At 53.5% G+C, this 12,193-nt stretch carries 12 protein-coding genes; 6 read left to right on the top strand and 6 right to left on the bottom strand.

The window, feature by feature from the left end; genetic code table 11:
* Window positions 1–57: 57 nt before the first annotated feature.
* A complete protein-coding gene (gene rlmB / locus HV107_RS12515; RefSeq protein ID WP_023334255.1) occupies window positions 58–789 on the top strand; it encodes a 23S rRNA (guanosine(2251)-2'-O)-methyltransferase RlmB in 732 nt (243 codons plus the stop codon).
* Between the two features lie 91 nt (window positions 790–880).
* Here the strand turns inward: rlmB and HV107_RS12520 are convergent, their stop codons facing one another.
* Entirely contained in the window at window positions 881–2,170 is a 1,290-nt protein-coding gene (locus HV107_RS12520; RefSeq protein WP_182063380.1) for an MFS transporter, read from the bottom strand.
* A gap of 192 nt (window positions 2,171–2,362) precedes the next feature.
* Here HV107_RS12520 and HV107_RS12525 point away from each other — a divergent pair, with 192 nt between their 5' ends.
* On the top strand, window positions 2,363–3,985 hold the full coding sequence (locus HV107_RS12525; protein ID WP_182063381.1) for an isovaleryl-CoA dehydrogenase: 1,623 nt from the start codon (window positions 2,363–2,365) through the stop codon (window positions 3,983–3,985).
* Here HV107_RS12525 and HV107_RS12530 read toward each other — a convergent pair.
* From HV107_RS12530 to bsmA, 3 genes are all read right to left on the bottom strand, one after another.
* Window positions 3,982–5,913 carry a methyl-accepting chemotaxis protein gene (locus HV107_RS12530; protein WP_182063382.1) on the bottom strand — a complete coding sequence of 644 codons (1,932 nt, stop codon included), beginning with the start codon at window positions 5,911–5,913 and terminating at the stop codon, window positions 3,982–3,984. The two genes, HV107_RS12525 and HV107_RS12530, sit on opposite strands and share 4 nt — an antisense overlap.
* Window positions 5,914–6,083: 170 nt before the next feature.
* On the bottom strand, window positions 6,084–6,371 hold the full coding sequence (gene yjfN, locus HV107_RS12535) for a DUF1471 family protease activator YjfN (protein WP_014068625.1): 288 nt from the start codon (window positions 6,369–6,371) through the stop codon (window positions 6,084–6,086).
* A gap of 136 nt (window positions 6,372–6,507) precedes the next feature.
* Window positions 6,508–6,837 (bottom strand): biofilm peroxide resistance protein BsmA, encoded by a 330-nt coding sequence (gene bsmA / locus HV107_RS12540; RefSeq protein WP_182063383.1) that lies wholly within the window; start codon window positions 6,835–6,837, stop codon window positions 6,508–6,510.
* Window positions 6,838–6,974: 137 nt separating this feature from the next.
* On the opposite strand from bsmA, the gene yjfP reads away from it, so the two are divergent.
* Window positions 6,975–7,706: an esterase gene (gene yjfP, locus HV107_RS12545; protein WP_182063384.1), complete on the top strand. Its 732-nt coding sequence runs from the start codon at window positions 6,975–6,977 to the stop codon at window positions 7,704–7,706.
* Here yjfP and ulaR read toward each other — a convergent pair.
* Both ulaR and ulaG read right to left on the bottom strand, forming a co-directional pair.
* Entirely contained in the window at window positions 7,703–8,458 is a 756-nt protein-coding gene (gene ulaR / locus HV107_RS12550) for an HTH-type transcriptional regulator UlaR (RefSeq protein ID WP_182063385.1), read from the bottom strand. The genes yjfP and ulaR overlap by 4 nt on opposite strands.
* A 111-nt stretch (window positions 8,459–8,569) precedes the next feature.
* Window positions 8,570–9,634, bottom strand: coding sequence for an L-ascorbate 6-phosphate lactonase (gene ulaG, locus HV107_RS12555; RefSeq protein WP_182063386.1), 1,065 nt, complete (start codon window positions 9,632–9,634; stop codon window positions 8,570–8,572).
* A gap of 358 nt (window positions 9,635–9,992) precedes the next feature.
* On the opposite strand from ulaG, the gene ulaA reads away from it, so the two are divergent.
* The 3 genes from ulaA to ulaC are packed head-to-tail and all read left to right on the top strand — an operon-like array spanning window position 9,993 to window position 12,188.
* Window positions 9,993–11,393, top strand: a complete 1,401-nt coding sequence (gene ulaA / locus HV107_RS12560) for a PTS ascorbate transporter subunit IIC (RefSeq protein WP_182063387.1) — start codon at window positions 9,993–9,995, stop codon at window positions 11,391–11,393.
* Between the two features lie 12 nt (window positions 11,394–11,405).
* Window positions 11,406–11,711 (top strand): PTS ascorbate transporter subunit IIB, encoded by a 306-nt coding sequence (ulaB, locus tag HV107_RS12565; protein ID WP_182063388.1) that lies wholly within the window; start codon window positions 11,406–11,408, stop codon window positions 11,709–11,711.
* Window positions 11,712–11,720: 9 nt separating this feature from the next.
* Window positions 11,721–12,188, top strand: coding sequence for a PTS ascorbate transporter subunit IIA (gene ulaC, locus HV107_RS12570; protein WP_182063389.1), 468 nt, complete (start codon window positions 11,721–11,723; stop codon window positions 12,186–12,188).
* Window positions 12,189–12,193 lie beyond the last annotated feature (5 nt).

A 12,193-nucleotide genomic window follows, 5' to 3' on the forward strand; every position in this document is an offset into this window, starting at 1 on the left:
ACCCTGACCCTCTCCCCACGGGGAGAGGGAAAAGTATCGTCATAATGAGAACCATCAATGAGTGAAATGATTTACGGCATCCACGCGGTGCAAGCCCTGCTGGAGCGCGCGCCGGAGCGTTTTCAGGAAGTTTTTATTCTGAAAGGGCGTGAAGATAAACGTCTGATGCCGCTTATCCACGCGCTTGAAGCTCAGGGCGTGGTGATCCAGCTGGCGAACCGTCAGTTCCTGGATGAGAAAAGCGAAGGCGCGGTTCACCAGGGTATTATTGCGCGCGTGAAGCCGGGCCGTCAGTACCAGGAAAACGATCTGCCGGATCTGATTGCCGAACTGGATAACCCTTTCTTCCTGATCCTGGACGGCGTTACCGATCCGCACAACCTGGGCGCGTGTCTGCGTAGTGCTGATGCTGCCGGTGTGCACGCGGTTATCGTGCCAAAAGATCGCTCAGCACAGCTGAACGCCACGGCCAAGAAAGTGGCCTGCGGCGCGGCAGAGAACGTTCCGCTGATCCGTGTTACCAACCTGGCACGCACCATGCGTCTGCTTCAGGAAGAGAACATCTGGATCGTGGGTACCGCGGGTGAAGCCGACCATACTCTGTATCAGAGCAAAATGACCGGTCGTCTGGCACTGGTGATGGGTGCAGAAGGTGAAGGGATGCGTCGCCTGACGCGCGAACACTGTGATGAACTGATCAGCATCCCGATGGCGGGGAGCGTATCGTCTCTGAACGTGTCTGTGGCAACAGGTATTTGCCTGTTTGAAGCGGTGCGTCAGCGCGGGTAGCCTGTTGTGCCGGGTGGCGGCTTCGTCTTACCCGGCCTACAAAAGCACGGTACCATAGGCCCGGTAAGCGCAGCGCCACCGGGCAAAACAATTACTCCTCTAAAGACCGCAAATGGTCATCCTTCCTGAGCGTCATCAGTGCCACAATACTCACCACTGCCGTTGCCATGACGTAATACGCCGGAATATCCAGGTTACCTGTCTCTTTAATCAGCCCGGTGATAATCAAACCCGCGCAGCCAGAGAAAATTGCGTTCGACAGTGAATAGGCCAGCCCAAGCCCGGTATAACGCACACGGGTCGGGAACATCTCTGAGAGCATGGCAGGCCCTGGCCCTGCCAGCATTCCTACCAGGCCGCCCGCAACCAGCACCACTATTGCTTTTATTGCCAGCGTGCTGGACTCAGCCTGGAGGATTTTAAGCAGCGGCAAGGCGAGGATAAGAAGCAACCCGGTGGCAATGAGCATCACGGTACGTCGGCCGATCCGGTCGCTCAGGATCCCCGATGGAATGATGGTCAGCGCAAAGCCGATATTGGAAATCACCGCAATCAACAGTGCCTGATTAAACCCGGTATGCAGCGCCGATTGTAAATAGGTGGGCATAATCACCAGGTAGGTATATCCCGCCGCCGACCACACCATTACCCGGCCAATCCCTATCACGATGGCTTTCAGCGTCGCCGCCGTGTGAGCCTGAGCGACAACCGGCTTTTCTTGCTGCTGGACGAAGCTTGGCGTCTCTTCCATGCTGACGCGCAGCCAGAGGGCAACCACGCCCATTGGCAGGGCCAGGAAGAACGGAATGCGCCAGCACCAGTCGTGTAGTGCTTCCGGGGTAAGCAGCGCAGAGAGGAGGGCGACAATACCCGCGCCCGCCAGCAGCCCCAGCGCCACGGTGAAAGATTGCCATGCGCCGTACAGGCCACGCTTGCCGCGTGGCGCAAACTCGGTCATTAGAGAGACAGCGCCACCGTATTCACCTTCGGCGAACAACCCCTGCAATATGCGAAGCAACGTAATCATCAGCGGTGCGGCAATCCCGATGCTTGCATACACCGGCACAATGCCAATCGCAGCGGTGGCGAGCGTCATCAGCACCAGGACAATAATCAGCGTGGGTTTGCGGCCAATCCGGTCACCCATCCGGCCAAACACAACCGCCCCCAGCGGGCGAAAGAAGAAGGCGATAGCAAACGAGGCGTAGGTGAGGATCAGGCTAGTCAGCCCCGCATCCCCTTCCAGCTGGAAGAAGTTCTTCGCAATCACGGTCGCCAGAAAACCGTAGACCGCAAATTCATACCATTCGATAAAATTACCAATAGAGCCGGCAATTAACGCGCGCTTGTGCGCATCCGGCGCAAAGTGTGAAGGTTGCATAAGGAGCCTCACTGGAAAGATAGGAATAAATTATTCAACAAATAATCGGTCATGAAATAGTTTATTCTTATGTTATGTGAGCTATTTCACGAATGATTTCAGTGGGATTGCCAGCCTGTGACCCCACTCCCATGCAGCGTTAGCCCAGGGTGTCCATACTTACCTTCATTGCCACTGAAGGAGGGACACAACATGACCTGGCAAACGCACACGGTTTTTAATCAGCCTGCGCCGCTTTCCAACAGCAATCTTTTCCTCTCGGATTGCGCATTGCGTGAAGCGGTAAACCGCGAAGGAGCTGAGTGGGACATAGACCTCCTCGCCAGCATTGGCCAACAGTTGGGTACGGCGGAATCCCTGGAACTTGGCAGGCTGGCTAACGTCAATCCGCCGGAACTTCTGCGCTATGACGCCACGGGCGAACGGCTGGATGATGTGCGTTTTCACCCGGCCTGGCATTTACTGATGCAGGGGTTATGCGCCAACCGGGTTCACAACCTGGCGTGGGAAGAGGACGCGCGCAAAGGTTCGTTCGTCGCCAGGGCGGCGCGCTTTATCCTCCATGCTCAGGTAGAAGCGGGTACACTTTGCCCCGTCACCATGACCTTTGCCGCCACACCGTTGCTTCAGCAGGCGCTGCCCAAAATTTTTCGTGACTGGCTCACGCCTTTGCACAGCGATCGCTATGATCCGCATCTCGCACCTGGTGGACAAAAGCGTGGGGTGTTGATTGGTATGGGGATGACCGAAAAACAGGGTGGATCGGATGTTCTCAGCAATACCACCAAAGCGGAGAAAAGCAGTGACGGGAGTTACCGGTTGGTGGGCCACAAATGGTTTTTCTCGGTGCCACAAAGTGACGCGCACCTGGTGCTGGCTCAGGCGAAAGGGGGACTATCCTGCTTTTTTGTTCCGCGCTTTTTACCTGACGGGCAGCGCAACGCCGTACGTCTGGAGCGGCTGAAAGATAAGCTGGGCAACCGTTCCAACGCCAGCTGCGAAGTAGAGTTTCTTGACGCCGCTGGCTGGCTTTTGGGTGAGGAGGGCGAAGGAATTCGACAAATCCTCAGAATGGGCGGTATGACGCGCCTCGACTGTGCGCTTGGCAGCCATGGCCTGATGCGTCGGGCGTTATCTGTGGCGCTATACCATGCCCATCAGCGACAGACATTTGGTAAGAATCTTATCGATCAGCCTTTAATGCGCGATGTACTGAGCCGGATGGCGCTGGTGCTTGAGGGGCAAACCGCGTTGCTTCTTCGCCTTGCACGTGCCTGGGATTTGCGGGAAGACGTACAGGAGGCCGCCTGGGCACGGCTTTTCACCCCAGCGGCAAAATATGGCGTGTGCAAAGCCGGTATCCCGTTTGTCGCAGAGGCGATGGAAGCGCTGGGCGGTATTGGCTATTGCGAAGAGAGTGAACTCCCACGCCTGTACCGGGAAATGCCGGTGAACAGCATCTGGGAAGGCTCGGGCAATATCATGTGCCTGGATGTTCTGCGCGTACTGACAAAGCAGCCCGGCATACTCGAGCTGCTCACCGATGATTTTGCTCAGGTAAAAGGGCAGGATCGGCATTTTGATCGTAGCTGGCGTCAGCTCCAGCAAAAACTGCGTAAACCTCAGGAGGCGCAGGGCAGGGAGATCACGCAACAGCTCTTTTGGCTGGGGGCCGGAAGTCAGATGCTGCGGCACGCATCGCCGCCGGTCGCGCAGGCGTGGTGCCGCATGATGCTCGATACCCGTGGCGGGTCACTTCTGAGCGAACAGGTACAAAATGACCTGCTGCTGCGCGCCACGGGCAGGGTAGGTTAATCTTTTAACTGGAACAGGCTGACCAGTTGGGTGAGGTGCGAGCCTTTCTCATGTAGCGTTTGTGCGGTTTGCTCGCTGCGTGAAACGCGGTCGGCGTTGATATGCGAGGCCTCGCCAATGTGCGTCATGGCAAGGTTAACCTGACGTATCCCCGCCGATTGCTCGTGGGAAGCGTGGTTAATCTCCGTGACCAACTGGCTGATGTTATCGATATGAACGATGATGGCATCCATCGCCAGACGCGTCTGTTCAGACAGCGCATGGCCTTCGCTCACTTTATTCAGCGTGTCGCCAATCAGCTGCTCAATCTCTTTCACCGCATTGGCGCTACGTGCCGCCAGGGCGCGAACTTCTTGCGCCACCACGGCGAAACCTTTGCCATGTTCCCCAGCGCGAGCCGCCTCAACAGCCGCATTGAGTGCCAGAATATTGGTCTGAAATGCAATTGACTCAATCACACGCGTGATGTATTCGATACGTTTCGATGCGTCGCGAATATCATCCATGGTGGCTACCGCGTGGGTGACCGTCTTGCCACCCTGATGCACGGCCTGTGAGGTTTCGCCCACCAGTTGCTGTGTTTGCTCCATGTTGGCGGCATTTTGCTGCACGGTAGCGGCCAGTTGCTCCATGCTGGCAGAAGTCTCTTCCACGCTGCTGGCCTGTTTGTTGATCTGCTCTGAGATCTCCCCGCTATCAGATGCCAGTGCGTTAGTACCCACGTGGATCTCGCCAGCGGCTTCACGAACCTGAAGGACGATTTTTTGTAATCCAGCGCCGATCCCGTTAATGGCGGTGATCAACTGGCCCACTTCATCACGACGGGTGACGGGCAGATTGGCGCGGAGGTCACCGGCGGCATATTGACGCGCCAGGTGGATAACGTCACGCAGAGGCCTCGTCAGCAACCTGCGAATGATAAGTACAAACAGACCCGCGAAGAGCGCGGATAGCACCACACCCGCCACCAGGAAGCGGTCACGTAACGTGGTAACGCTTGCGAGAAGTACCGATTTATCCACTTCACCTACAATAGTCCAGTTCCAGCCAGGCATCGGCGTCCAGGCCATTTTTAAGGTGCGGCCATCATCGCTTTCGCGCTCCAGCGTGCCGGATTTATCGCTCAGCAACTGCTGCTGGATTGCGTTGCTCCACTTAGGTAACTGGCCCTCCTCGCTGGAATGGAACAGGAATTGCCCGTGCGTTTTTCCGCTGCTGCGATCCAGAACAAAGAAATGGCCGCTCTCACCCAGACGGCGGTTGAGGATTTTCTCGCGCATCGCGTTCCAGGAGTGGGTGATATCCACGCCGACGAACATGATGGCAATCACCTGGCCATCGCTGTTTTTAACGGGCTGATATTGGGTGATGTAACGTTTGCCAAACAACAATGCCAGGCCGCGATACACTTCCCCCTTGCTCACGGAGGCAAAGGCCGGGCTTGCCGTATCCAGTACGGTGCCAATGGCCCGATCGCCGTTCTCCTTGCGCAGTGAGGTGGCTACGCGGACAAAGTCGTTACCGCTGCGTACAAACAGGGTTGAGATAGCGCCTGTACGGCTCAGGAAGTCGTCAGAAAGGCTATTATTTTCATGAAGCTCTGTTTCGCCACCTTTCAGCAGGGGGACGTTCATCCCATTGATTGTGCGACTCTGGCTGTTATCAATATTGAGGGGCTGAGGTAAAAAGGTGCTGAACAGCCGGGTATAGTTTTCGACCTCTTCGCTCAGGCTGGTGTTAAACATCTGAACCATATCAACCATGCCGGTGGACTGGTTGTGCAGGTCTTCGACTGCAAGGGCTTCAAGCTGCTGGCTGGTTTTATGGCTAAGCAGAAAAGTGAAAAACAGGAAAAGAATAGCGACACTCACGCCCGTAAGCAGCGATAGCTTAGTGCCCAGACCCGCACGGCGGAAAAAACTGATCATAAATTGCTCATTATTGAAAAGGTATGGCTCTTCAACGGCAGGGTAGAGATAACATTTATCTTCTTAATGTAACAAAATGTTATTTAATTGTTTTTGAATGGTTTATTAAAGGATAAAAGATTTGCAAAAACGAAAAGCCACTAAAAATAAGTGGCTTTTATCTGGAGGTATTACACGTAGAGAATGGCCTGTACCCGCCACTGATCGACATGGTTATCTTCCTGCATCTGGATGATGCGATACCAGGAAGCACCCTGTTCATCTGCTTTTAATGCAACTACACGTTCAACGTCTTGCGGGCTCCCCGAAATGTTATTCACGGAGATCTGGCCAATTTCATTGAGGCCAGTAACACAATCAGCACTGGCGAATTCAGCTGACTGCGCAGTCGTGCTCACAAGGCCTGCTGAGAGCAACAGAGAGGTCAAAGCAAGAGTTCGTTTCATCGTCAGCTCCATTTCACATGTCTCCGGTATCCGCCGGGCAATCCTTCGCGAATAAACTCACTTCCATTGTTGCGGGCATGGAGTTTATTGTGGACAGGAAAATGTCTATGGACGAAAAGCAGTGTAAATGTCGTTCAAATGAAGCCCATTATTTACGGTACAAAATCGCCTGTGAGTACCACTGTCCCGTAATGATGGTTTCATCAACCATGATGATGACGTAATAATCTGCTTTTGCAGCGACGGCCTGTGCTTTTATTGCGGCTTGCGCATCATCCGGGGAGCCGCGAACAAGCGCGGAAACAGTACCCATTCGTTGTAATCCTTCCGTCTGATTACGACGAATTTCCTGCGGGTGATCGGCAACCGGGGGAGCGGGTTGTGGCGTGCCTTGCAGCGCGCTACAGCCACTGAGCAGTGACACCAGCAATAAAGCAGCTAACCTGCGCATAACCATATCTCGTTTCCTGATAGCCATAGTGTAGTTGTCTGTAAATTTAGTTTTGGGGGAATGTTCCCGAAGTGTTATCTGGGGCGTAAATTTCGAATGAAAATGTCGTGAAAGCGTAACCCAGTTCTCAACATTATGAATCATTCAATTGCAAAGGATCGACAATGATAGAACTTGAAACACAACGACTCGGTGACCACGAAATTCTACATGCTTTTCCGGCTGGGAAAGGTCAGCAACCGTTGCCCGTTGTGGTTTTTTATCATGGGTTTACTTCATCTAAGCTGGTTTACAGCTACTTTGCAGTCGCGTTGGCACAGGCGGGTTTTCGTGTGGTAATGCCGGATGCCCCCGATCACGGCGCACGTTATACGGGTGATGAACAGGCCCGTCTTGGGCAGTTCTGGCAAATCCTTCACGGCAGCCTTACCGAGTTCGCCGCGCTGCGCGATGCATTGCACCAGGCGGGGCTGGTGGCGGATAACCGCCTGGCGGTGGCAGGGGCATCAATGGGGGGAATGACGGCTCTTGGGATCATGACCCGTCATCCAGAGGTGAAATCTGTGGCCTGCCTGATGGGATCAGGATATTTCACTTCCCTCTCGCAGACGCTGTTTCCGCCCCGAGAGCAGGATGATGTTGAGGCTGTGATGGCGCCACTGGCGAAATGGGAGGTAACCCATGCATTGCCACAACTGGCTAACAGGCCGTTATTCTTGTGGCACGGCGAAGCAGACGACATTGTGCCTGCCGTTGAAACCTTCCGCTTACAGCAGGCACTCAACAGTGAAGGGCTGGACGGGAATTTAACCTGTCAGTGGGAAGCCGGTGTGCGGCACCGCATCACACCAGCCGCGCTGGATGCCACGGTCGCGTTTTTCCGTAAACACCTTTAAACGCGCAGGATTGTGACGCCCTGATCTTCCAGCTTCTGGAGGATCACGGGATCGGCATTTTTCCCGGTGATCACCATGTCTATCTGCTCTGCCCGGCTGAACAGCATTCCGGCGCGCTCACCTACTTTGCTGCTGTCGACCAGCACAACAAGCTTGCCCACCACGTTAAGCATGTTTTGTTCGGCCATCGCCGTCAGCATATCGGTTTTGTACAGGCCTTCAGCGGTAAGACCCTTGCCGCTGGTAAACATCCAGTGTCCGGCGTAGAGGCTGTTTTCGCTGTCCTGCGGGCTTAGCGTAATGGACTGGCTCTTGTTGTACTGACCGCCCATGATCACCACGCTCTCATGCTCCTGGTCGATAAGATAGTTGGCCAGAGGCAGATAATTAGTAATGATCTGTACCGGTTTTCCACACATCTCCCGCCCCAGCAGAAACGCCGTCGAGCCACAGTTGATCACCACGCTCTCGCCGGGATTCACCAGCTGCGAAGCCGCTCTGGCGATGCGCACTTTTTCATCGTGGTTCAGCGCCTGATGGATGTTCATCGGCGTCCAGCGCGGGCGCTGCTGACTAATGGCTTCCGCACCGTTGCGGACTTTTTTCAGCTTGCCGTTTTCATCGAGCTTGTTGATATCGCGGCGTGCGGTGGCCGGAGAAATGCCCAGGCGTTCAATCACTTGTTCTACGGTGACAAAACCTGTTTGCGCTAATAGTTCCAGTAAAATTTGATGCCGTTGCGCTTCCGTCATGAGCTATTCCGATAAGAATTGATTTTAAAAGATAATATTTGAAATAGCCTGAAATTACTAAGCAAAATATAACATCGCCAGACACAGGGGTCTGGCGATTGGGCGCCACAATTACAGGAACGACTTAAACGGCAGGTCTGGCTCAATGGTGAAGCAATCATCAAAGCCACGCGGATAGTGGTATTCAAGATTGTCTTTATCCAGTGGCCAGGTGAACTTGCCACCGACCTGCCAGATGAACGGTTTGAAGCCGTATTTCAGCCGGTCTTTTTTCATCTCCCACAGTACGCGGATTTCCTGGGGATCGGCCTGGAAGTTTGACCAGATATCGTGGTGGAACGGGATCACCACTTTGGTGTTCAGCGCTTCCGCCATGCGCAGCATATCGGCGCTGGTCATTTTGTCGGTGATACCGCGCGGGTTTTCACCGTAGGAACCCAGCGCGACATCGATGTGGTGCTCGTTGCCGTGCTTCGCGTAGTAGTTGGAGTAGTGGGAATCACCGCTGTGATAGAGGGAGCCACCAGGGGTTTTAAACAGGTAGTTCACCGCGCGTTCGTCCATGCCATCCGGCAGCACACCCGCTGCTTTTTGATCGGCTGGCAGCGTAATTAACGCGGTACGATCAAAGGCATCCAGCGCATGAATTTCAACGTCTTTGATTTTTACCACATCGCCTGGTTTCATCACGATGCAGCGCTCTTTCGGCACACCCCAGCCCACCCATAAATCAACGCAGGTTTGCGGGCCAATGAACGGGACATCATCGGCACAGTTTTGCATCACCGCTGCCGCCACGTTGACGTCGATATGATCGTTGTGATCGTGGGTAGACAGAACCGCATCAATCTGACGAATAGCGAACGGATCGAGCACAAAAGGTGTGGTACGCAGGTTTGGCTGAAGCTTTTCTACCCCTGCCATACGCTGCATCTGATGGCCTTTTTTCATCAGTGGATTGCCGTGACTCTGTTTGCCTGTTCCGCACCAGAAATCCACGCAAATATTCGCACCACCCTCTGATTTCAGCCAGATCCCGGTACAGCCAAGCCACCACATCGCAAAGGTACCCGGTGCAACCTGCTCTTGCTCAATCTCTTCGTTCAGCCAACTGCCCCACTCCGGGAAGGTGCTCAGAATCCATGATTCGCGGGTGATGGTGTTCACTTTACTCATCGTTATGCTCCCTATTTAAATCAAATTTAATCACATTATAATTGGTTGTGATTTATGTTGTCACCATTAAATCAGCATTGCAATGCCATTTTTTCACTTTTACGCCGCTGGAAGGGGCGGGTAAGTTTTAAGGTGTTACGGTAAATAGAATGTCTTAAGGTGATTAATTGTATGAATTTTAATGATTAATTAATGATTTTAATATCGTAATGAAAATCAATATTAAGTATATGGAAATAATTTGCGTGATGGCTCACAAATAATCAGATTCAATCTTGTGGTGATTATTTGTGATTAATAGAGTGTTGGCACCAACCGCATGAGGGTGACCTCGTGCTCCAACTTTCTGGAGAGTGTTATGGAAATCCTCTACAGCGTCTTTACCGTTTTCTTTAACCAGGTAATGACCAATGCTCCGCTCTTGCTGGGGATCGTGACGTGTCTGGGCTATATCCTGTTACGCAAAAGCGTGAGCGTCATTATCAAAGGCACCATTAAAACCATTATCGGTTTTATGTTGTTACAGGCGGGGTCTGGCATTTTAACGGGCACTTTTAAGCCCGTGGTCGCCAAAATGTCGGAAGTGTATGGCATCAATGGCGCCATCTCTGACACTTACGCGTCAATGATGGCAACGATCGATCGTATGGGCGATGCGTATAGCTGGGTAGGGTACGCCGTCCTGCTCGCGCTGGCGCTGAACATTATCTACGTTCTGCTGCGGCGTATAACGGGTATCCGCACCATCATGCTGACCGGCCATATCATGTTCCAGCAGGCCGGGCTGATTGCCGTATCCCTTTATATCTTCGGTTATCCGATGTGGACAACGATCATCTGCACAGCGGTTCTGGTTTCGCTGTATTGGGGGATCACCTCCAATATGATGTACAAGCCAACGCAAGAAGTGACCGATGGGTGTGGTTTCTCAATTGGTCACCAGCAGCAGTTCGCCTCCTGGATTGCCTATAAAGTCGCGCCATTCCTGGGGAAAAAAGAAGAGAGCGTTGAAGACCTGAAGCTCCCTGGTTGGCTGAATATTTTCCATGACAACATCGTCTCTACCGCGATTGTGATGACCATTTTCTTCGGCGCGATCCTGCTCTCTTTCGGCATCGACGTCGTCCAGGCGATGGCGGGCAAAACGCACTGGACGGTCTACATCCTGCAAACCGGTTTCTCGTTCGCGGTGGCGATTTTTATCATCACCCAGGGCGTGCGTATGTTCGTGGCTGAACTATCAGAAGCCTTCAACGGTATCTCCCAACGCCTGATCCCTGGTGCCGTACTGGCGATTGACTGCGCCGCTATCTATAGCTTCGCGCCAAATGCCGTCGTCTGGGGCTTTATGTGGGGCACCATCGGTCAGCTGATTGCCGTCGGCATTCTGGTGGGCTGCGGTTCTTCTATTCTCATCATTCCTGGCTTTATCCCGATGTTCTTCTCCAACGCCACTATCGGCGTCTTTGCTAACCACTTTGGCGGCTGGCGCGCGGCGCTCAAGATTTGTCTGGTGATGGGCATGATCGAAATCTTCGGCTGCGTGTGGGCGGTCAAACTCACGGGGATGAGTGCCTGGATGGGCATGGCGGACTGGTCAATTCTGGCACCGCCGATGATGCAAGGCTTCGCCTCTGTCGGGCTGGTATTTATGGCCGTCATCATCCTGATCGCCCTTGCTTATATGTTCTTCGCTGGCCGCTCGCTGCGGGCTGAAGAAGATGCGGAAAAACAAACAGCAGAAGTTTCTGCTCACTAAGGAGTTTCGATTATGACCGTACGTATCCTGGCTGTGTGTGGCAATGGGCAAGGTAGCTCCATGATCATGAAGATGAAAGTGGACCAATTTTTAACCCAGTCAAACATCGACCACACGGTAAACAGCTGCGCGGTGGGGGAATACAAAAGTGAACTGAACGGCGCGGACATCATCATCGCCTCTACCCATATTGCCGGGGAGATTACTGTTTCAGGCAATAAACATGTGGTGGGTGTGCGCAATATGCTGTCTCCCGCAGATTTTGGTCCAAAGCTGCTGGAAGTGATCAACGCGCACTTCCCGCAAGACGTGAAGTAAGGACGCCACATGAAACTACGTGATTCGCTGGCAGACAATAACTCCATCCTTTTACAGGCTGAGGCCAGTACCTGGCAGGAAGCGGTAAAGCTGAGTGTGGATCTGCTGGTTAAGGCCGACGTTGTCGAGCCGCGGTATTACCAGGCCATTCTTGATGGCGTGGCGCAGCACGGCCCGTATTTCGTCATTGCGCCAGGGCTGGCGATGCCGCACGGTCGCCCAGAAGAGGGCGTCAAAAAAACAGGTTTCGCGCTGGTGACATTAAAAGAGCCGCTGGTGTTCAACCATGAAGATAACGATCCGGTCGATATTCTGATCACCATGGCGGCCGTTGATGCCAACACCCATCAGGAAGTCGGCATCATGCAGATCGTCAATCTGTTTGATGATGAAGCCAATTTTGACCGTTTACGCGCCTGTCGTACCGGGCAGGAAGTGCTGGATTTAATTGATAACGCCACTGCGGCGGCTGTTTAAGAGGG

The sequence above is a fragment of the Enterobacter sp. RHBSTW-00175 genome, from assembly GCF_013927005.1.
Lineage (GTDB): Bacteria > Pseudomonadota > Gammaproteobacteria > Enterobacterales > Enterobacteriaceae > Enterobacter.